Below are 21,935 nucleotides of genomic sequence, written 5' to 3' on the forward strand. Positions count from 1 at the left end.
CGCGCCACTTGGCGCGGGCCACATTCGCGGCCTCGGACCGGTCAGTGAACCGGTCCGCCGGTATCAGGCCGCCTCCGCATGGCCCGCTTCGCCAGCAGGTTCAGCGCCTCCACCCCCGTGGCGAAGGCCATGGCGGCGTAGACGAAGCCCTTCGGCACGTGGAAGCCGAAGCCTTCCGCCACCAGCACCATGCCGATCATCACCAGGAAGGCGAGGGCCAGCATCACCACCGTCGGGTTGCGTTCCATGAAGCGGGAGAGCGCATCCATCGACATCAGCATCGCCAGCACGGAGATGATGATGGCGGTGGCAATGACCCAGAACTCCCGCGTCAGCGCCACCGCGGCCAGGATGCTGTCCACCGAGAACACCAGGTCGAGCAGCAGGATCTGCGCCACGGTCGGCCAGAAGCGGGCCGTCGCGGCATCCGCGGCATGGCTGGCGGCCTGGGACGCCGGGTCTACCCGGTGGTGGATCTCGACCACCGCCTTGCCGATCAGGAACAGCCCGCCGGCGAGCAGGATCAGATCCTTGCCGGAGAATTCGACCCCCAGCAGGGTGAACCAGGGCCGGGTCAGCGACAGCAGCCAGGTGGCACCCGCCAGCATCGCGAACCGCATGAGCACCGCGAGGCCGAGGCCCGCCCGCCGGGCCGAGACGCGCTGTGCCTCGGGCAGCCGGTTCGACAGGATGGCGATGAACACCAGATTGTCGATGCCGAGCACCACTTCCATGGCGATCAGCGCGACGAGTGCCACCAGCAATTCGGTTTCCATGCCCATCCTCTCCCGGCTATGCCCGGCGTAACGCTTCGTCACCGGCAGATTTGCCGCCAGGGCTTATATGGCCGGCGCACCGTGCCATCTTGTGACACTTCCGCAGCACAGCCGGGGGCCGCCGCTTGGGCATGATGGGTCAATTGTCGCTTGGCGCCAGGCTGGCGCGGCGAGACCTGCGTGGCGGCGCGCGCTCGTTGCGCATCGTGCTGGCCTGCCTCGCCCTTGGTGTCGCCGCCATCGCCGCGGTCGGCACCCTGCGGGCCGGGTTGCAGGCGGGGCTGGCGGCGGATGGGGCGCGGCTGCTCGGCGGCGATGTCGAACTGCGCAGCGGCGCCCGCCCGGCCGGGCCGGAGGCGCGGGCCTGGATCACCGCCCGCGGCGGCAACGTCTCCGAGATCGTCAGCCTGCGGGCCATGCTGGTCGCTCCCTCGGCCGAGCGAATGCTGGTCGAGCTGAAGGCGGTGGACGGCGCCTATCCGCTGTACGGGACGCTGGGTCTGGAGCCGGCGGTGGCGCTGGCCGAGGATACCGTCGCGCTCGACCCGATGGTGGCGGAACGGCTGGGGCTGGCGCCCGGCGACCGGGTGCGGATCGGCGAGGCCGAGCTGCGCTTCGCCGCACTGGTGACGCAGGAGCCTGACAAGGTCGCCACCCCAGCGATCTTCGGGCCGCGCGCCCTGGTGACGCGCGCGGCGCTGGACCGTGCCGGCCTGTTGCAGCCGGGCAGCCTGGCGCAGCACGAGCTGCGCATCCGCCTGCCACCTGGTATCGCCCCCCGCGGCTTCGCCGCGGCGCTGCGCGCGGCCTTCCCGGCCGAGGGCTGGCGGATTCGCACCGCCGATGCCGCGGAGCCGGGGGTGAACCGCTTCCTCGACCGCGCCGCCGCCTTCCTCACCCTGGCCGGGCTGACCGCGCTGCTGGTCGGCGGCATTGGCGTCGCCACCGGGGTGCGGGCCTGGCTGGAGGCGCGGGCACGGAGCATCGCCACCCTGCGCTGCCTGGGCGCGGCTTCCTCGACCATCTTCCTCACTTATCTGTTGCAGGTCCTGGCGCTGGCGGCGCTCGGCATCGCGGTCGGGCTGGTGGCCGGCTACGGGTTGAGCTGGGCGGCGGCGCAGGCGCTGGCCGGGGCGCTGCCGGTGCCGCCGCGGTTGGCGCCCTATCCGCAGCCGCTGGCGCTGGCGGCGCTGTACGGGCTGCTGACGGCACTGGCCTTCGCGCTCTGGCCGCTCGGCCGGGCGGCGCGGATCTCCGGCGCGGCACTGTTCCGGGATGCGGTGCAGCCGACCGGGGGCCAGCCGGGCTGGGGCGTGCTGGGGATGAACCTCGCGGCCGGGGTGGCGCTGGTCGGGCTGATCGTCACCACCTCAGGCGACCCGGTCATCGCCGCCTGGTTCTGCGCCGCGGCGGTGGCGGCGCTGGTCCTGTTCCGCGGCGGGGCGGAAGGGCTGATGCGCCTTGCCCGGCGGCTCGGCCATATCCGCCGCCCAGCCTGGCGGCTCGGCCTCGCCAATCTGCACCGGCCGGCGGCGCCGACGCCGGTGATGGTGGTGGCGCTTGGCATCGGCCTCACCACCCTGGCCGCCATCGCCCAGATCGAGGGCAACCTGCGGCGGCAACTGGCCGGGGAGATGCCGGCGCAGGCACCGAATTTCTTCTTCATCGACATCCAGTCCGATCAGGCGGTGCGCTTCGACGCGCTGGCCCGCGGCCTGCCCGGCGTGGCGGAGGTGAAGCGGATGCCGAGCCTGCGCGCCCGGGTGGTGGCGGTGAACGGCGTGCCGGCCGAGCGGGCGCGGACCACGCCGGAGACCGCCTGGGCGCTGCGCGGCGACCGCGGCCTGACCTATTCCGCCACCCCGCCGGAGGGCACGAGGATCACCGCCGGCCAGTGGTGGCCGGCGGATTACCGGGGGGAGCCGCTGCTGTCGCTCGACGCCGGGATAGCGCAGGGCTGGGGGGTGGGGATCGGCGATACCATCTCGGTCAACATCCTCGGCCGCACGATCGACCTGCGCATCGCCAATCTGCGGGCGGTGGAATGGCGTGGACTCGGGATGAACTTCACCCTGGTGGCCTCGCCTGGCCTGCTGGAGGCGGCGCCGCACACCCATATCGCCACCCTCCGCGGCGACCCGGCACGGGATGCCGCGGTGCTGCGGGCGGTGACCGATGCCTTCCCCAACGTCTCCGGCATCCGGGTGCGGGATGCGCTGGAGGCGGTGGCGGCGTTGCTGGGCCGGGTCGGGGTGGCGATGACGGCGACCGGCGGCATCACCCTGCTGGCCGGCGGGCTGGTGTTGGCCGGAGCCATCGCCGCCGGGCAGCGCCGGCGGGTGCGGGATGCGGTGGTGCTGAAGATCCTGGGCGCAACAAGGGCGCAGATCCGTGCCGCTTGGCTGGTGGAATACGCCTTGGTCGGGCTGGTGGCCGGTGGGCTGGCGGCGGTGGCCGGCAGCGTCGGTGCCTGGGCGGTGGTGCGGCTGGTGATGCGGGCGGAGTGGGTACTGCTGCCAGGGACGCTGGTGGCCACCGTGCTGGGCTGTATGCTGCTGACCCTCGGCTGCGGCCAGATTGGCGGCATGCTGGCGCTGCGGGCCCGGCCAGGGCCGCTGTTGCGCCATGAGTAGCAACCGGTCACACTTCGCCACATGAGGGACGTGCCCGCCGTCCCCGGATCAACATTGCGGGCATCCAGGCTCCGCCGCACGGGGAAGATCGGAATCGCTGCCGATTCCCATTGAAGCGGATTACCGATTCTCCATATACAGCGTGACGCGGGGCTACGTCCCCACTTTCGGAGGTTCAAGACACCAATGGCCCTTCAACCCGACTATCGATTCCAGACGGGTGCGTCAGGCTGGGGTCGTACCGCGACCGCCGACGCCGCTGCCGTCGATGCCGGGCTCCGGGCATATATGCTCCGGGTCTATAATTGGATGGCATCCGGGCTGCTGCTGACCGGCATCGTGGCCCTTGCCGTCGTGACCGTTCCAGCGCTTCAGGAGCTGTTCTACCAGGCGGTGCGCCTGCCGAACGGTCGCGTCGCGATGCAGCCGACGATCCTGTTCTGGGTCGCCGCCCTTTCCCCACTCGCCTTCATCCTGGTGCTGAGCTTCGGCTACAACCGGCTGAGCAAATCGACGGCGCAGATGCTGTTCTGGGCCTTCGCCGTCTGCATGGGCGCCAGCATCAGCAACTTGGCCTTCCGCTACACCGGTGCTTCGATCGCCAGCACCTTCTTCGCCACGGCCGGCATGTATGCCGCGGTCAGCCTCTACGGCTACACCACCAAGGCCGACCTGACGCGGATGGGCAGCTTCCTGATCATGGGGCTGATCGGCATCCTGATCGCCATGGTCGTGAACATCTTCATGCAGTCGTCGGCGCTGGCCTTCGCCATCAGCGTGATCGGCGTGCTCGTGTTCCTCGGCCTCACCGCCTATGACACCCAGCGGATCAAGGCCGACTACATCGAGCACTCCTACGCCGAGGGGACCGAGGAAGCCGGCAAGCGTAGCGTGATGGACGCGCTGGCCCTCTATCTGAACTTCATCAACCTGTTCCAGTTCATGCTGCAACTGGTTGGCGTACGCCAGGGCAACGACTGATCCTAGTCACCAGCTACGAGGATCGAGCCCCGGAGACACCGTCTCCGGGGCTTTTTTCTTGCCTCGGCCGCCGGTCCGGCGCACGGCTTTCGACGCCATGACCGAGCCGCACGCGCACCACCACGGCCACCGCCAGCACGGCCACGGCGGCCATCAGCATGGACCCAGGCCGGAGGAGCGGGGCTTCGCCGCCGGCGTCGCACTCAACCTCGGCTTCGTGCTGGCGGAAGCCGCGGCCGGCCTGCTTGCCGGCTCCCTGGCGCTGCTGGCGGATGCGGCGCACAACCTTTCGGACGTGCTGGGGCTGATGCTTGCCTGGGGCGCGGTGCGGCTGGCGCGGCGTCAGCCGGGCGGGCGGCGGACCTATGGCTGGCACCGCGGGACCATCCTGGCGGCGCTGGCCAACGCGATGCTGCTGCTGGTCGCGGTCGGCGCCATCGCCCTGGAATCGGCGCAGCGGCTGCTGGACCCGGCGCCGGTCGCCACCGGCTTCATGCTCTGGGTCGCCGCCGTCGGGGTGCTGGTCAATGCCGGCACGGCGCTGCTGTTCGCCCGCGGCCGCCACGCCGACCTCAACCGTCGCGGCGCCTATCTGCACATGCTGGCCGATGCCGGCGTCTCCGCCGGCGTGGTGGCCGGGGCGCTGCTGATCGACGCCACCGGCTGGGCCTGGATCGACCCGGTCCTCGGTCTCGGCATCGCCGCGGTGATCCTGATCGGCACCTGGGGGCTGCTGCGGGAGGCGGTGGACCTGGCGATGGATGCGGTGCCGCCCGGCATCGATCCGGCGGCGGTGCTGACCTACCTCCAGGCGGCCCCCGGCGTGGCCGAGGTGCATGACCTGCACGTCTGGGCGATCTCGACCACCGAGACGGCCCTGACGGCGCATCTGGTGCGCCCCGCGGCCGGGCTGGACGACGGTTTCCTCACCACCGTGCAGGAAGCGTTGCGGGACCGCTTCGGCATCGGCCATGCCACCCTGCAGGTCGAGGCGGGCGACCCTGCCCATCCCTGCCGCCTTGCCCCCGCCGAAGTGGTCTGAACCACCCGACAACCCCACCCGCCATGCCGCGTTTGCCCCTGGGACGGCCGCCGCGCCACGTGCCGGCCACGAGGGAGACAACCGCATGCGCGCACTCTGCTGGCACGGCAAGCAGGACATCCGCTGCGACACCGTGCCCGATCCGAAGATCGAGCACCCGCGCGACGCCATCATCAAGGTGACGGCCTGCGCCATCTGCGGCTCCGACCTGCATCTCTACGACGGCTTCATGCCGGGGATGGAGAGCGGCGACATCATGGGCCATGAGTTCATGGGCGTGGTCGAGGAGGTCGGGCCGGAGAACACGGTGCTGAAGAAGGGCGACCGCATCGTCGTGCCCTTCACCATCATCTGCGGCGAATGCGACCAGTGCCGGCGTGGCAATTTCTCGGTCTGCGAACGCAGCAACCGCAACAAGTCGCTGGCCGACAAGGTGTTCGGCCACGCCACCGCGGGGCTGTTCGGCTACACCCACCTGACCGGCGGCTACGCCGGCGGCCAGGCGGAATACGTCCGCGTGCCCTTCGCCGACAAGACGCATGTGAAGATCCCGGATGGGGTCACCGACGAGCAGGTGCTGTTCCTCGGCGACATCTTCCCGACCGGCTGGCAGGCGGCGGTGCAATGCGACATCCAGCCGACCGATACGGTGGCCATCTGGGGCTGCGGCCCGGTCGGGCAATTCGCCATCCGTAGCGCCGTGCTGCTCGGCGCGAAGCAGGTCATCGCCATCGACACCGTGCCGGAACGCCTTGCCATGGCCCGAGCCGGCGGCGCCACGACCATCGACTTCATGGCCGAGAGCGTGGTGGAGCGGCTGAACGAGCTGACCGGCGGCAAGGGGCCGGAGAAATGCATCGACGCGGTCGGCATGGAAGCGCATGCCACCGCCACCCTCGACAGCCTCTACGACCGTGCCAAGCAGGCAGTGATGCTGGAGACCGACCGGCCGCATGTGTTGCGGGAGATGATGTATGTCTGCCGCCCGGCCGGAACGCTCTCCATCCCCGGTGTCTATGGCGGGCTGCTGGACAAGGTTCCGTTCGGCATGGCGATGAACAAGGGCCTGACCTTTCGCATGGGCCAGACCCATGTGAACCGCTGGACCGACGACCTGCTGCGCCGCATCCAGCAGGGCCAGATCGACCCCTCCTTCGTCATCACCCATACCGTCGGACTCGAGCAGGGGCCGGAGATGTACAAGACCTTCCGCGACAAGAAGGACAACTGCATCAAGGTGGTGCTGAAGCCATGAGGGGCAAGGCGATGGCGAAGCGACGCAACACGCGGCCGGATGCGCTGGCCCAGGGCCTCGGCTGGTTCAGCATCGGGATCGGGCTGGTGGAGATGCTGGCGCCGCATGCGCTGGCGCGCGGCCTCAACCTGCGCGGCAACGAACGGCTGCTGGCCAGCTATGGCGTGCGGGAGGTGGCGACCGGCATCGGCATCCTCGCCTCGCGCGATCCCGAGCCCTGGATCTGGGGCAGGGTGGCGGGCGATGCGCTGGACATCGGCACCCTGGCGACCGGGCTGGACGGCCATGACGACCGGCGCGAGGGCGCGGGCATCGCCCTGGCGGCGGTGCTCGGGGTGACGGTGCTCGACGTGCTCTGCGCCAGCAGCCTCAGGGCCCGGCGCCGGGCGCGGGCGGTGCCGCCCGACTACAGCCGCCGCAGCGGATTGCCGCGGCCACCGGAGGCGATGCGCGGCGCCGCGCGGGACTTCGAGGTGCCGGCCGACATGCGCACGCCAGAGCCGCTGCGGCCCTGGGTGCCGGCGGCCTGACGGCAGTTGGCCAGTCGATCCGGCAAGGCGCGGGTTGCCCCTGCCTGCCATGCGTGGGCTTGGCCCGCGCATCCGCCTCAGCCGTGAAAGCAACAGGTTGGATGGTCAGGCCAAGCCCAACCATGACGGACCAGGGGCGCGCCGGCGGTCGGCCGCGAGCCCGCTAAACGACCTGATATCGCGCCTTGGCCGCCCGCTCGATCGCGCCGGCGATCAGCCGGTCGATGTCCATGGCGATGCGGAAATCCTGCAGGAACCGCAGCTCCCCCTGGGTCGCCTCGCCATCCGCCGCGGCGACCTCGCAGGCCAGCAGATAGGCGGTTTCGCGCAGCCGCGGCGGCAGCGCCTCGCGGATCAGGGTGCAGGCGCGGTCGAGCCCGTCCTCGCGCTCCAGCAGGCGGAGGCAGGTTTCGGTGACGCTGGCGATGCCGCTCGGGTGGAAGTCGCTGAACACCGGCAGGCTCTGCACCAGGCGGGACATCATGCCGAGCTCGGCATCCGACATCTGCCGGTCAGAGGCGCCCATGAGCACCATGGCGCAGACCAATGCCTCTTGCGGATTGAAACGGGTGTTCGGCATGGGTCCTCGCTTTCCAGGCCCGATCGCCGCGGTGCAGCCGTGGCGTGAAATCGAACCAACGCATGCTCCACGTCGCGCGATGCGGCGGTGACGTCAACACGCGGATTCGTCAGCGAGGAAGGCGCGGGTTTCCGCGACCGCTTCCGCCAGCCCCAGCCGGCGCGGCTGCACCCCCGGCGGCAGCCCGGCCAGCAGGCGGGAGGGGCAGGAGCGGTCGAGCAGCACGAACACCCCCTTGTCCTCGCCCCGCCGGATCAGCCGGCCGAAGGCCTGCCGCAGCCGGTGCCGCGCCAGCGCATCGTCATAGCCCTTGGGATCGCCGCCCGAGAGATGGATACGTCGTTCCCGGTGCAGGATGGAGGGCCGTGGCCAGGGGACCCGGTCGAACACCAGCAGCCGCAGCGACCGGCCTGGGACATCGACGCCGTCCCGCATGGCATCGGTGCCGAGCAGGCAGGCATCCTCCTCGGCCCGGAACACATCCACCAGCGTCGCATTGTCCATGGCGTCGACATGCTGGGCGTAGAGCGGGATGCCCGCCCGCTCCAGCCCTGGCGCCATGCGCTGGTAGCTCTCGCGCAACCTGCGGATGGCGGTGAACAGGCCGAGCGCGCCGCCGCCTGCGGCCTGGAACAGCGCCTGCATCGCCGCCGCCACCTGACCGCTGCGGGTCTTGTCCACATCGGTCACCACGAAGGCACGGGTGCGGCTGGCGTAATCGAACGGAGAGGCGACGGCGGCGCGGATCGCCGGCGTCGCCAGGTGGCTGGCGCCGGTGCGGGCCTCGGCGGCGGCCCAGGCGGCCTCCGGCTCCTCCGCCAGCCCCGCGTCGCCCCTGCGGTCCAGCAATGTGGCGGAGGTGATCAGCACCCCATGCGCCGGCGCGGCGACCGCCATGGCGAAGGGGGTGGTCGGGTCCAGCCAGTGGCGATGCAGCCCGGCATCCACCTCTCGCCCCTCGCGCCGGGTCAGCGCCAGCCAATCGACGAAGACCCGCCGCTCCCCCGGCACAGGCGGCGGTGCGCGCAGCGCCTGAAGCATCGCCTGCCAAGCCTTCAGCGGGATCAGCCCGCGCCGCTCGATGCCGCGGGCGGCGGTGTCCAGGCGGATGCGGTCGCCGGTCTCCAGCTCCTCCACCTCATCCTCCAGCCGGGCCTGCAGCCGGTCGCGCAGGGTGGTCAGCGGCTCCTCCAGCCGCTTCAGCGCCCGTTCCAGCGCCTCCGCCGCCTCGGCCATGTCCTCGCCCAGCGGGTGCAGGTCGCATTGCGCGTCGTAGAGCCCCTCCTCCTCCGCGGCGCGGGCCAGCACCTGCCGGCGGGCGGCGCGCAGAAAGACCTCGGTCGGGTTGGTCAGGCGTTCGGCCGCGGCTTCGCTCGCCGGCTCGCGCGGCTCCTCGGAGAGGCGGGCGACCCAGCCGAGGCCAGGCAGGGCGCGGGCGGCCTGCAGCGCCGCCTCCATCGGGGTCAGCAGATCGGGGGCGGTGCCGCCGCCCGACTCGCCGGCGAGTTCCTCGATCCGCCGCCGCATGCCGCGGGCGCGGCTGCGGCCACCCTCGGCGCCGAGCAGCCAGCGGCGCAGCTCCGCGGTCTCGGCACCGGTGATGGCGGCGCTGAAGGCGGCGTCGGCGGCATCGAACAGGTGGTGCCCCTCGTCGAAGACGTAGCGCAGCGGCCTTACATCCTCGCTCCTGCCCTCGGCGCCGCCGAGCGCCGCCTGGACCATGACCAGCGCGTGGTTCGCCACCACCAGCGTCGCGGTGCGGGCGCGGCGGATGGAATGCTCGACGTAGCATTGCTTGTAGCGCGGACAGGCGGAGCGGATGCATTCGCCGCGCCGGTCGGCCAGCGGCCAGATCGCGTGCGGACCGTGCAGCTCGGTGATCCAGCCGGGGAAGTCGCCGCCCATCAGGTCGCCGTCGCGGGTCGCCAACGCCCAGCGCGCCACCAGCCCCAGCGGCACCCCCATGTCCGGCTGGCCGGCCTGGCCGAGCATTTCCTCAAGGTTCAGCAGGCAGAGGTAATTCTCCCGCCCCTTGCGGATGACGATGCGCCGCCGCCGCTCCTCCGGCTCCGGGTAGAGCCGGCTGAGCTCCTGGTCGATCTGCCGCTGCAGGTTGCGGGTGAAGGTGGAGATCCAGACCGGCGCGCCGTTGCGTTCCGCCCAAAGGCTGGCCGGGGCGATGTAGCCGAGGGTCTTGCCGGTGCCGGTGCCGGCCTCGGCCAGTACCACATGCGGCTGGCCGCGGTCGTCGCGCGGGGCGAAGGCGCCGCTGGCGGCTGAGGCGTAGTCCGCCTGCTGCGGGCGCTGCTCCGCCCCCTCGCCGAGGATCTGGCCAAGCCGCAGCCGGGCCTCCGCCGGGGAGACATCGAAGCTGGCGGGTGGCTGGGCCGGTCCGGGGTCCTCCCATTCCGGCAGCCGGCGCCAGACCCGGTGCGCCTCCAGCGAGGGCTTCGTCTCCTCGGCGCCAAGGGCGGCCAGCACCGCCGGCGCCCAGGGCCAGCCGGCGGCCTTCTCCATCTGCGCCGCCAGGGTGGCGGCGTCGCGGTTGAGCGGCGTGCCGCGGCCGAGGGCCAGGTGCCGCAGCAGCGCCGTTGCCATCTCCGGCAGCAGCGCGGCGGCGGCGGCATCGTCGCGCGGCAGGGGCAGGTCCAGCGCCATGGCGAGGCCACGTGGCGTCGGCGCCGCCAGTTGGGCGGGGCGGCAGAAGGCGAAGAGCTCCAGCAGGTCGAAGGTCAGGTCGAAGCGTGGCAGGTCGAGCCGTCGTGCCGTTGCCGGGCCATGCACCAGCAGCGGCGGCGGCATCTCCTCCAGCGCCCGCGCCACCTCGGCGGCCGAAAGCTCCAGCAACTCGCCATCCGGCGTCAGCAGGGTGGCGCGGCCATGGGCGGCGACCAGCGCCGGGGCATCGGGCAGAAGCAGGCGGGGAGCGGAGGCCATTGCCCCTGGTGTAGCGCAACCATCACGCCCGGTCGCGGCCGATGGCACGGCGGCGGGCGGCGTGACCCGCCCGGCACGCAAGGCAGCGGCGACGTCGACGCCCGCAACCTTCGGCGCCGCCTCGGCTATGAGGCGCCCCGATTGGATGGGACATGGAGGGGCTGCGATGATCGACCGCCGCGGGCTGCTGGCCGCCGGAACCCTGCTGCCCTTCGCCGCCAGGGCGCAGGGCCGGGCGGAGACGCTCCGCTGCGTCATGGGCGGCAGCGTCAATTCCCTGGACCCGGTGCGGTTCGGCGCGACGCGCGAATCGACCGGCTGCGCGGTGCATGTGGCGGACACGCTGCTGCGCTTCGGCCGCAAGCCGCAGGGGACCGGCTTCATCTTCGACTACGACCGGCTGGAGGGCGCGCTGGCGGAGCGTTATGCGCTCAGCGCCGACGGTCTGCGGATCACCCTGCACCTGCGTCCCGGCGCCACCTGGCACGATGGCAGCCCGGTGACGGCGGAGGATGTCAAATGGTCGCTGGACCGGGTGGTCGGCGCCCAAAGCATGGCGCGGACGCAGGCTGAGACCGGCTCGATGACCAGCCCCGACCAGTTCCGCGTGCTGGGCGAGCGGGTGGTCGAGATCACCCTGCCGCGGCCGGACCGCATGGCGCTGCCCAACCTCGCCACCATCTTCATGCCGATGCTCAATGCCCGGCTCGCCCGGCCGCATGCGACCGCGGCCGATCCCTGGGCGAGCGAATGGCTCAAATCGAACACCGCCGCCGGCGGTGCCTACCGGGTGGAGAGCTTCCGCCCCGGCGAACAGCTCATCCTGCGCCGCAACGACGCATGGCGGTGTGGCCCGCTGCCCTTCTTCCGCCGCGTCATCATCCAGACCGTGCCGGAACCGGCGACGCGGGCCAGCCTGATCGAGCGCGGCGATGCCGATTTCTCGCTCGACCTGCAATCGAGCGACGTGATCGCGCTGGAGCGCCGCGGCCGGGTGAAGGTGGTGCAGATGCCGCAGCAGAGCATCATGAGTTTCCTCGCCTTCAACACCCGCCAACCCCCCTTCGACAGCATCGCGCTGCGCCAGGCAGTGGCGGCGGCGCTGCCCTATGAGGATCTTTTCCAGGCCGCGGTCTTCGGCCGCGGTGAGCGGCTGTTCGGCGCCACCTGGACCGGCGAGCCGGATGACGCGGTGTTCCCGCAGCCCATGCCCTTCCGTACCGACCCCGCCCTGGCGCGGGCGAAGCTGGCCGAGGCAGGCTTCGCCGGCGGGCTGCGCACCACGCTCAGCTTTGGCGTCGGCGCGGCGCAGGTGAACGAGCCGATCGCCACGCTGGTGCAGGAGGCGCTCGGCCGCATCGGGATCGAGGTCACGGTGCAGAAGCTGCCGGATGCGCAGATGGCCAGCGCGATGACGGAGAAGCGCCTGCCCATGCTGATCGAGACCTCCGGCGCCATCTTCCCGGCGACCGACTATTTTTTCCGCGTCATCTACAGCGGCGAGCAGCGCTGGAATTTCTCCAGCTGGCGCAACCCGGAGGTCGATGCGCTCGTCCAGGAAGCGCGGTTCGAACGCGACGGCGCGCGATTCCAGGCAATGGCGCGGCGGATGATCGCGCTGGCCGCGGCGGAGGTGCCGCTGGTGCCCTTGTGGAAGCCGGCGCTGAATGCGGTGATGGCGCGCGACATCGAGGGCTTCACCTACTGGTTCCTCCGCCAGCCGGATTTCCGCGACCTCAGCCGATCCGCTTGAGGCGCAGGCCAGGATGCGGCGCGAATTCCGCTATGCCCGCGGCCGCCGGGCATCGAGCAATCGCGCAACTCGTCCTAACATCCTCGAACCAATCTGCTGCCGGGTGCGACAGTGCGGGGCACGTCATCCCTGCGGTGGCAACGAAGATGGAGGAACGACAGAGTGCGATTCACATGCATGCTCCTGGGTGCGCTGCTGCTGGCGCTGACGGGGCGGCCGGCGGTGGCAGCCTGGCCGGAGCGGCCGATCACGGCCATCGTGCCCTTCGCGCCGGGCGGCGGCACGGATGGCGTGGCGCGAATCCTGGCCGACCAGCTCGGCCGCGCGCTGGGCCAGCCGGTGGTGATCGAGAACCGCGGCGGCGCCAATGGCACCATCGGTGCGACGGCGGCGGCGCGGGCGCGGCCCGATGGCTACACCCTGTTCCTCACCACCGGCACCACCCAGGCGATCAACCCGGCGCTCTATCGCAGCCTGCCCTATGATCCGCAGCGCGACTTCGTGCCGGTGGCGCGGGTTGGAGTCTTTCCGCTGATGCTGGCGGTCAATCCCGGCGTGCCGGCGCAGACCATCGCGGAGCTGATCGGCCAGGCCCGGGCGCGGCCCGGGGCGCTGACCTTCGGCCATTGGTCGGCGGTCTACCTTGCGGCGGGCAAGACCTTCATTCGGCAGATCGGCGCCGAGGTACTGGACGTGCCCTACCGCTCCTCGGCCAACACCATGACGGATCTGGTGGCGGGGCGGATCTCCTTCGCCATCGTCGATCTCACCGTTGGCCTGCCGCTGGCCCGCGCCAATGAGGTGCGGCCGCTGGCGGTCACCGGCGCGCAGCGCAGCGCGCTGCTGCCGGGCCTGCCGACGCTTCAGGAAGCCGGGCTGGCGGGCTACGACTTCAGCGCCTGGATGGGCGTCTATGCGCCGGCTGGCACGCCGGCCGAGGCGCTGGCCGGCGCCGCAGCGGCGGTGCGCCGGACCCTCGGCGATACGGCGCTGATCGCCCGGCTGGCGGAGCTGGGCTTCGAGCCGGTCCCGGGCGATGCCGCTGAGCTTGCGGCCTTCACCACCGCCGAGCAGCGGCGCTGGCGCGAGATCGTCGCCGCCTCGAACATCACGGTGGAGTAGGACGACGGCCGATTGCGGGCAGCCTTGGCTGCCCGCGGCACGAAGGCGCCATGTGTTGCAGAGCGGATTCACGCCTCCGGGCGATGCCGCCCTAAAGCAATATCCGATCGGGTGGAATCACCTGATCGGATCTCTTGCTCTAGAAAATACAAGAGCTAGAGCAGCTTATCTCCGACCTGATGGATCACGCCGTGATCCATCAGGTCGGAGGCTGCTCTAGGCTGGTGTTGCCGCCAGAACCTCTGGCGGCAGCGTCAGCCGGCAGCAGCCATCCTCGACCGTTCCGCTGCCGCCCGAGGCCTCGGCCAGGGCGGCCAGCGTCGCCAGGGCCGGCAGGCTCGTCCCTTGCGGTGCCACGATGGCGAGCTCACTGCAGGACTCGCGCCGGACAACGGCAAGGCGGATGCCGGAGCCGCGCGGCAGCGTCTCCGCCGCCTGCTCGGCCAGCGCCAGCAGCGCCTCCTCCAGGGCCGCGCGGTCGATGCGGACCGGCCTATCCTCGACGGCGATCTCCAGCGTCAGCGCGCCAGGGGCGGGCAGCAGCAGATGCAGCAACGGCTGCATCGCCGCGATCACCTCGGACAGCCGGATCGTCACCTCGCCGGCGGCCGGGCGGCGCAGCATCGACAGGATCGCGCGGCTGGTGCCCTCGAAGCGGCGCGCGGCTTCCTGGATGCGGTCGAGCTGGCGCTGCGGCCCGCCCGCGGCAGCGGTGCGCTTCAGCATCTCCAGATTGGCGAAGACCACGGTCAGCAGGTTGTTGATGTCGTGCTGCACCGGTCGGGCGAGGCCCGCCAAGGCCGCCATCCTTGCCGCCTTGCGCCGGAATCCGGCATCCTGAGCATCCATCGCAGATCCCTGCCCGCTCGATTCACTCCCCTGCGTAACGCGTCCGTGCAGGGAAGGCGCCCATGGGCAAGAAGATTCCGCCCCCATCGCAACCTGTAATAGGGTGACGGCGCCCAGGTTTCCACCAGGACCATATACCCGGTGGGTTACGAGGTCAGTAGCCGTCGTGGCCCGAATGGGTCTGGTCGAGGTCGCCGAAGCGGGTGAACTCACCCTCGAAGAACAGCTGGATGGTGCCGGTCGGGCCATGCCGCTGCTTGGCGATGATGAGGTCGGCCTTGTTGTGGACCTGCTCCATCCGCTGCTGCCACTGGTTCAGCGCGTCCTGGAACTTGTCCTCGCTCTCGTGGCCGACCTGCTTCGGGGCGCGCTGCGCCTCGTAGTATTCGTCGCGGTAGACGAACATCACCATGTCGGCGTCCTGCTCGATGGAGCCGGATTCGCGCAGGTCGGAGAGCTGCGGCCGCTTGTCCTCGCGCTGCTCGACGGCGCGGGAGAGCTGGGACAGGGCGATCACCGGCACCGAAAGCTCCTTCGCGATCGCCTTCAGCCCCTGGGTGATCATCGAGATCTCCAGCACCCGGCTTTCCGGCCGTGTCCCCGCCGCCGGCCGCATGAGCTGGAGGTAGTCCACCACCACCAATTCCAACCCGCGGGTCCGCTTCAGCCGGCGGCAGCGGGTCCGCAATGCGGAGATGGTGATGGCCGGGGTGTCGTCGATCACCAGGGGCAGCACCGACAGCTCCCGGCTCACCTCGACGAAGCGGTCGAAGTCGCGCTGGGAGATGTCGCCGCGACGAATCTTGTCGCCGGAGATGCGCGATGCCTCGGACAGCAGGCGGGTGGCGAGCTGGTCGGCGCTCATTTCCAGGGAGAAGATCGCGACGGTGCCGCGCGGCACCACCTCGACCCCCTGGCCCTCGCTCTTCTCCCGCGCCTCCCGCACCAGCGCCTGGGCGGCGCCGAAGGCGATCTTGGTGGCGAGCGCGGTCTTGCCCATGCCCGGCCGGCCGGCGAGGATCAGCAGATCCGAGGGATGCAGCCCGCCGGTCTTGGCATCCAGGTCGCGCAGGCCCGACGACAGGCCGGAGACACCGCCGGGCGTGGAAAAGGCCCGCTCGGCCGCCAGCACCGCATCGGTCAGGGCGCGTTCGAAGGTGACGAAGCCGCCCTCCGAGCCGCCATCCTTCGCCAGGTCGAACAGCCGCTGCTCGGCGGCTTCCAGCTGCATCTTGGCGTCGAGTTCGGGCTCGGCGCCGAAGGCGCGGTTCACCACCTCCTCGCCCACATCGATGAGATGCCGGCGCAGCCAGCAATCATGGACGATGCGGCCGTATTCGCCGGCGTTGATGATGCCGACCATCGCGCTCAGCAGCTGCGGCAGGTAGGCCGAGCCGCCCACCTCGTCGAGCAGGCCGGAATGCTCGAACTCCGACCGCAAGGTCACCACATCGGCCAGCTGCCCGGCTTCCACCCGACGCTGGATGGCGCGGTAGATGCGGCCATGCACCGGGTCGGCGAAATGCTCGGGGGCGAGGAATTCCGAGACCCGCTCATAGGCCTTGTTGTTCGCCAGCAGGGCGCCCAGCAGCGCCTGCTCCGCCTGCAGGTTGGAGGGCGGCATGCGCTGCGACAGGCCAAGCAGCCCGCCGCCGGCATCCCCGAAGGGGGGGGGCGAATCAATGGTGTTCATGCACCGACTCTAGCGCAGTTCTCCCCCTGTGGATTACGGGGATGGGTGTGGATCACGGGGATCATGCCGCCGTGCCGGCCTACCGTGTCCCCGGCGCAACGGGGCGCCGGCGAGCGCCCGGCCTCAGGCCGGCAGCGGGGCCCGCTCCGCCTTCAGCATGTAGTCCCGGGTCAGCGGCACCGTATCCGCCCGGGCCGCGAGCTGCATCTGCCAGACCATGTGGCCGGCGTGGCGGAAGGCCAGCTCGCAGCTCGCCAGGTAGAATTCGAACATCCGGCACAGCCGCTCATCGTACAGCGCCCGGATGGCGTCGCGGCTGGCGGCGAAGCGGTGGCGCCAGTGATGCAGGGTGGTGGCGTAGTGCAGCCGCAGGATCTCGATGTCGGTGGCCCAGAGGCCACTGCGCTCGACCGCCGGCAGCACCTCGGACAGCGCCGGGGAATAGCCGCCGGGGAAGATGTATTTGGCCAGCCAGGGGTTGGTCGCCTCCGGCCCGTGCGCCCGGCCGATGCTGTGCACCAGCGCCACGCCCTCCGGCTTCAGCGCGTCCCGGACGGTGGTGAAGAAGCGGCGGTAGTGCGGCACGCCCACCGCCTCGAACATCGCCACCGACAGCACCCGGTCCACCGGGCGGCGCCATTCGCGGTAGTCCATCAGCTCGAACCGCACCCGGTCGGCCAGACCTTCCGCCGCCGCCCGCGCCCGCGCCACCGCCAGCTGCTCGGCCGAGAGGGTGAGGCCGATGACCCGGGCGCCCCAGCCCCGCGCCAGGGCCAGTGCCATGCCGCCCCAGCCGCAGCCGATCTCCAGCACCTCCAGCCCCGGCCGGTCGAGCAGCAGCTTGCCGGCGATGTGCCGCTGCTTGGCCGCCTGGGCGGCTTCCAGGGTTTCCGCGCCGGTGCGGAAATAGGCGCAGGAATACTGCATGTCGGCGTCGAGGAAGTGGCGGAACAGCCGGGCGTCCAGGTCGTAGTGGTGCGCCACGTTGCGGCGCGACCGGCCGGCCGGGTTGTACTGGTCCAGCCAGCGGCGCAGCCGGCGCAGCCGGTCCAGCATGTCTGACACAGGGTGGTGGCCGGCCTCGGCGAGGTTGACGGCGAACACCTCGATCACCTCGATCAGGCTGCAGCGGAGCGGCTCCAGCGTGCCGTTCATGTACAGCTCGCCGCCGGCGAGGCCGGGGTTGAGCGCGAGGCGCCGGGCTGCGTGCCAGTTCTTCAGCGTCAGCCCGCCGCTGGGGCCGGGGCCGCCGCCGTAGCGGCGTTCCTGCCCATCCGGGTAGCGGACGGTCAGGGTGCCGATGCGGATCAGCCTGGACAGGAGGGGGTGCAGCAGCATCCGGTCGCTCGTCTCCGTCTTGTCAGGCGCGAAGTGTCAGCCTCGCGCCATGCTGAACGGAAATTCGTGTGTGGTGCGATTGCATTCGCGTGCGCGACGGTCAGCCGGCCGCCGAGCGCCCTGGCAGGGCCGCGCGCAGCCGCCAGGTCAGTGGCAGGGCCAGCGCGCAAAGCCCGGCCATCGCCCAGAACCCCGCCCCGCCAAACCGGGCATAGAGCGGGCCGGCGGCGAAGGTCAGCAGCCCGGAGGCGAGGCCAACGCCGATGGAGGCGTGCAAGGTCTGCGCCGTGGCGGCCTGGCCCGGCGGCATCCCGCCCAGCACCCGCATTGCCCCGAGATGCATGGCGCCGAAGCTCAGCGCGTGCAGCAGCTGCGCCCCGGCGAGTGCCGGCAGCCAGCTGGTCTCGGCCAGCACCGCCCAGCGCAGCAGCCCGGCGGCGGCGGCCAGCGCCGCCATCCCGGCCGCCCCCAGCCGTTCCACCAGCGGCTTGCCCCAGAGGAACAGTGCCACCTCCGCCACCACCCCCTCGGCCCAGAGCAGCCCGATGACCGAAGGCGAGAGCCCCGCCGCCTGCCAGTGCAGCGTGCCGAAGCCGTAGTAGAGAGCGTGGCTGCCCTGGATCAGCGCCGAGAGCGGCAGCAGGCGGCGGAAAGCCGGCTCGGCGAAGGGCGCGGCGAAGCCGGCGCGGCCGCCGCCCCCTGTCGGCAACGGCGGCAGCCCCCGCGCCGCCAGCGCGGTCAGCGCCAGGCAGCCGGAGGCGATCCAGATCACCGCGACCGGGCCGGAAGCCTGCACCGCCAGCCCGGCAACCACCGCGGCCAGGATGAAGCTGGCCGAGCCGGCCGAGCGCACGCGGCCATAGTCGAAGCCAAGGCGGCGGGAGGCGGCGAGGGCCAGCGCATCCGACAGCGGCACCACCGGCGCGTTCACCATGCTGTGCAGCATGGCGACCAGCAGCAGGGCGGCGAAGCCCTGGCCGAGGGCGAAGCCGGTGACGGTGAAGGTGGCGAGCGCCGCCGCCAGCAGCAGCACGTTGCGCGGGTCGCCGATGCCATCGGCGCCGCGGCCGATCGCCGGCGCCGCCAGCAGCCGCACCGCGGAGGCGGCGGCGAGCACCGTGGCGATCTGTGTCGGGGTCAGGCCCTGGTTGGCCAGCACTGCCGGCAGGAAGGGCATCAGCACGCCGACAGCGGCGAATTGCGCGGCGAAGAGCAGCGCGAAGCGGAGCGGGGGCGAGACGATCGGGGCGGGGTCCCGCAGCTTCGGCATTCTCCCCGCCTATAGCCCGCGATCGCCCGGGGTGGAAACACCCAGGCCGCGAGTCGATGGCCGGCGGCCCGCGCGGTTGCAAATCACGCCGTCCCGGCCCAAGGATGCGGGGCATGCCGAGCCCCTATCCCCCCATGTTCGATGCCCGCGTCAAGGCTGTGTTGGGTCCAACCAACACCGGCAAGACACATCTGGCGATCACCCGCCTGCTGGCACATGCCAGCGGCATCATCGGCTTTCCCCTGCGCCTGCTGGCGCGGGAGAACTACGACCGCATGGTCGCCGCCAAGGGTGAGAAGCACGTCGCCCTGATCACGGGGGAGGAAAAAATCATCCCGCCGGAGGCGAAGTGGTTCGCCTGCACGGTGGAGGCGATGCCGCTCGACCGGCGTGCCGAATTCGTCGCGGTGGACGAGATTCAGCTCTGCGCCGACCCTGACCGCGGCCATGTCTTCACCGACCGGCTGCTGAACGCCCGCGGCATGGTCGAGACCATGTTCCTCGGCGCCGAGACGATCCGCCCGCTGCTGCAACGCCTGGTGCCGCAGGCCGAGGTCGAGACCCGGCCGCGGCTCTCCCAGCTGACCCATGCCGGGCCGCAGAAGCTGACGCGGCTGCCGCCGCGCAGCGCCGTGGTCGCCTTCTCCGCCGCCGAGGTCTATGCCATTGCCGAGGCGATCCGCCGGCGGCGCGGCGGCTGCGCCGTGGTGATGGGCCGGCTGAGCCCGCGCACCCGCAACGCCCAGGTGGCGCTCTACCAGAACCGCGAGGTGGATTTTCTGGTGGCGACGGACGCCATCGGGATGGGGCTGAACATGGATGTGGACCATGTCGCCTTCGCCGCCTTGCAGAAATTCGACGGCCACCAGGCGCGGCTGCTGAATGCCCAGGAGGCCGCCCAGATCGCCGGCCGCGCCGGCCGCGGCATGCGCGACGGCACCTTCGGCACCACCGGCGACTGCCCGCCGCTGCCCGACGAGATCGTCAACAAGATCGAAGCGCATAATTTCGAGGCGCTGCAGACCCTGGCCTGGCGCAACGGCGAACTGGACTTCACCAGCGTCGATGCGCTGCTCGACAGCCTGGCGGCACCGCCGCCGCAGCCCGGCCTGTCCAAGGGCCATGACGCCGACGACCACATCACCCTCTCGATGCTGGCGCGCGAGACCGAGATGCGGGCCCTGGCCAGCAGCCGCAGCCGCGTGGCGCTGCTGTGGGAAGCCTGCCAGGTGCCGGATTTCCGCAAGCTGGCGGACGACACCCATGTCCGGCTCTGCGGCCGCATCTTCAAGCACCTGGCCGAGGACGGCGTGCTGCCGGATGACTGGATTGCCGGGCAGATCGCGCTCTGCGGCAGCACCGAGGGCGACCTCGACACGCTGATGGCGCGCCTCGCCAACATCCGGGTCTGGTCCTATGTCGCCGCCCGGGCCGACTGGACCCGCGATGCCGCCAGCTTCCAGGCCGAGGCGCGCAAGGCGGAGGATGCCGTCTCCGACGCGCTGCACGAGCGCCTGACCGCCCGCTTCGTCGACCGCCGCGCCGCGCATCTGATCCGCCGGCTGGATGATTCCGAGGGCGAGGAGCTGCTCTCCGCCGTCACCCGCAAGGGCGAGGTGGTGGTCGAGGGGCATACGGTCGGCCGGGTCGAGGGCTTCCTGTTCCACCCGGAGGCCGAGGCGGCCACCGAGGAGGAGCGCAAGCTGGTCCTCCGCGCCGCCCGCCGTGCGCTGCGGGAGGAGATGCCGCGCCGGGTCGCGGCGCTGGAGGTGGCGAAGGACGATGTCTTCGCGCTGACCGGCAGCCATCGGATCACCTGGAACAACCACGGCGAGCTGGCCGAGGTCGGCCGGCTGCGCCCGGGGCCCGAGCCCGCCAAGCCGCTGGTCGAGGTCATCCCCTCCGAATTCCTCGATGGCGCACAGCGGGAGCGGGTGCGGGCCCGGCTGGCGAAGTTCATCGAGGGCGTGTTCGGCCGAGAATTGGCCATCCTGACCACGGTCGAGGCCAAGGCGGAAGCCGAGGGCGCGCTGCGCGGGCCGGCCTATCTGCTGCGGGAATCCCTCGGCCTGGCGCCGGGCGGCACCGAGGGCAACATCGCCCCCGACCTGCGGCAGAAGCTGAAGGCGATCGGCGTCCGCGCCGGCCGTTACGCGCTGTTCGTGCCGGAGGCGTTGAAGCCGCGCGCCATGGCGCTCAGGGCGCAGATCTGGTCGCTGATCCGCAACATCGAGACGCCGGCGCTGCCGGCCCCCGGGCTGGTCGCGCTGCAATTGCGCGAGCCGGAGGAAGGGGAGGCCAATCCGCAGCCGCCGGCCGGCTGGCCGAGTGGCTTCGCCCAGGCAATGGGCTGGCTGCCGGCCGGGCCGGTGCTGCTGCGCCTCGACGTGGCGGAACGCATCGCCGGCGAGTTGGCCTATCTCACCCGCCGCGCCCCGGCGCCGCCGCCGAGCGACCTTGCCAGCCGGCTGGGCGTGAAGGCGGATATGCTGGGGGTGGCGCTGACCGCGCTCGGCTTCCGGCTGCTGGAGCCGGTGCCGCTGGAGGAGGGGCAGTACGGCCCGCCGATGCCGCTGCGCGTCGCCCAGCCGCGGCCGCAGCACCATCAGCACCAGCGCGGGCCGCGCCCAGGCGGGCATCAGGGCCAGGGGCACCGCGACGGCCAGCGCCAGGGACCGCGCGAGGGCCAGCGCCCAGGCGGCGGACCGCGCCCCGAGGGCCAGCCGCCGCGCCGGCATGAGGGGCGCGGGCCCGAGGGCAGGCCAGAGGGGCGGCACGAGGGGCGGCACGAAGGCCGGCCGCCGCGCGATCGCGATCGCCGGCCGATGCGCGAGCCGAGGGAGGCGCCGCCGCCTCCGCCGCCGCCGCTGCCGCCTGCGAACAGCCCGGCGATGATCTTCTACGGCCCGCCGATTCCACCCGAACTGCGCCGCGCCGTGCCGCAGCCGCAGCGCCGCGGCGGCCCGGGTGGCCCGCCCTGGCAGAAGGGCGGCCAGCATCGCCAGGACGGGCCGCGGCGCCCGGACCAGCCGCGCGGGCCGCGGCCGGACCGTCCGCCGCGCGACCAGGAGGACCGCCGCGACCGTCCCGCCGCCGCGGCCAAGCCGCCGGAGCCGCGCGGGCCGGACCCGGATTCGCCCTTCGCCGTACTGGCGCAGCTCAAGCTGCGGTAGCGC

The 21,935-nt window shown here is 71.7% G+C and carries 15 protein-coding genes; 8 read left to right on the forward strand and 7 right to left on the reverse strand.

From position 1 onward, the window contains the following. Positions 1-41: 41 nt before the first annotated feature. A complete protein-coding gene (locus H7965_RS03590) occupies positions 42-776 on the reverse strand; it encodes a TerC family protein (protein WP_186769171.1) in 735 nt (244 codons plus the stop codon). 134 nt (positions 777-910) lie between these two features. On the opposite strand from H7965_RS03590, the gene H7965_RS03595 reads away from it, so the two are divergent. From H7965_RS03595 to H7965_RS03615, 5 genes are all read left to right on the forward strand, one after another. Beyond that, entirely contained in the window at positions 911-3,409 is a 2,499-nt protein-coding gene (locus H7965_RS03595; protein WP_261394067.1) for an ABC transporter permease, read from the forward strand. Between the two features lie 186 nt (positions 3,410-3,595). Continuing rightward, positions 3,596-4,390, forward strand: coding sequence for a Bax inhibitor-1/YccA family protein (locus H7965_RS03600; RefSeq protein ID WP_186769173.1), 795 nt, complete (start codon positions 3,596-3,598; stop codon positions 4,388-4,390). A gap of 97 nt (positions 4,391-4,487) precedes the next feature. Beyond that, positions 4,488-5,432: a cation diffusion facilitator family transporter gene (locus tag H7965_RS03605; protein WP_186769174.1), complete on the forward strand. Its 945-nt coding sequence runs from the start codon at positions 4,488-4,490 to the stop codon at positions 5,430-5,432. Positions 5,433-5,517: 85 nt separating this feature from the next. Beyond that, entirely contained in the window at positions 5,518-6,687 is a 1,170-nt protein-coding gene (locus H7965_RS03610) for a zinc-dependent alcohol dehydrogenase (RefSeq protein WP_186769175.1), read from the forward strand. Positions 6,688-6,698: 11 nt separating this feature from the next. Then, positions 6,699-7,217: a hypothetical protein gene (locus H7965_RS03615; RefSeq protein ID WP_186769176.1), complete on the forward strand. Its 519-nt coding sequence runs from the start codon at positions 6,699-6,701 to the stop codon at positions 7,215-7,217. Positions 7,218-7,380: 163 nt separating this feature from the next. Here the strand turns inward: H7965_RS03615 and H7965_RS03620 are convergent, their stop codons facing one another. Both H7965_RS03620 and H7965_RS03625 read right to left on the reverse strand, forming a co-directional pair. Then, entirely contained in the window at positions 7,381-7,797 is a 417-nt protein-coding gene (locus H7965_RS03620; RefSeq protein WP_186769177.1) for a tellurite resistance TerB family protein, read from the reverse strand. Between the two features lie 93 nt (positions 7,798-7,890). Beyond that, complete coding sequence (locus H7965_RS03625) at positions 7,891-10,734, reverse strand: ATP-dependent DNA helicase (protein ID WP_186769178.1); 2,844 nt, start codon at positions 10,732-10,734, stop codon at positions 7,891-7,893. Positions 10,735-10,900: 166 nt separating this feature from the next. On the opposite strand from H7965_RS03625, the gene H7965_RS03630 reads away from it, so the two are divergent. Further along, complete coding sequence (locus H7965_RS03630; protein ID WP_222440452.1) at positions 10,901-12,487, forward strand: ABC transporter substrate-binding protein; 1,587 nt, start codon at positions 10,901-10,903, stop codon at positions 12,485-12,487. 177 nt (positions 12,488-12,664) lie between these two features. Then, a complete protein-coding gene (locus H7965_RS03635) occupies positions 12,665-13,609 on the forward strand; it encodes a Bug family tripartite tricarboxylate transporter substrate binding protein (protein ID WP_186769180.1) in 945 nt (314 codons plus the stop codon). Between the two features lie 216 nt (positions 13,610-13,825). On the opposite strand, the gene H7965_RS03640 is transcribed toward H7965_RS03635, so the two are convergent. From H7965_RS03640 to H7965_RS03655, 4 genes are all read right to left on the reverse strand, one after another. Beyond that, positions 13,826-14,416, reverse strand: a complete 591-nt coding sequence (locus H7965_RS03640) for a sensor histidine kinase (RefSeq protein ID WP_186769181.1) — start codon at positions 14,414-14,416, stop codon at positions 13,826-13,828. 196 nt (positions 14,417-14,612) lie between these two features. Then, entirely contained in the window at positions 14,613-16,151 is a 1,539-nt protein-coding gene (locus H7965_RS03645) for a replicative DNA helicase (RefSeq protein ID WP_186769182.1), read from the reverse strand. 123 nt (positions 16,152-16,274) lie between these two features. Further along, entirely contained in the window at positions 16,275-17,489 is a 1,215-nt protein-coding gene (locus tag H7965_RS03650) for an SAM-dependent methyltransferase (RefSeq protein WP_186769183.1), read from the reverse strand. 100 nt (positions 17,490-17,589) lie between these two features. After that, positions 17,590-18,759 (reverse strand): MFS transporter, encoded by a 1,170-nt coding sequence (locus H7965_RS03655; protein WP_186769184.1) that lies wholly within the window; start codon positions 18,757-18,759, stop codon positions 17,590-17,592. Positions 18,760-18,872: 113 nt separating this feature from the next. Here H7965_RS03655 and H7965_RS03660 point away from each other — a divergent pair, with 113 nt between their 5' ends. Beyond that, the gene (locus tag H7965_RS03660; protein WP_229682447.1) at positions 18,873-21,932 is read left to right on the forward strand and encodes a helicase-related protein; all 3,060 of its coding nucleotides are present in this window, start codon (positions 18,873-18,875) and stop codon (positions 21,930-21,932) included. The last annotated feature ends 3 nt before the right edge of the window (positions 21,933-21,935 follow it).

It is taken from the genome of Siccirubricoccus deserti (assembly GCF_014283215.1).
In the GTDB taxonomy this organism is placed as follows: Bacteria; Pseudomonadota; Alphaproteobacteria; order Acetobacterales; family Acetobacteraceae; genus Siccirubricoccus; species Siccirubricoccus deserti.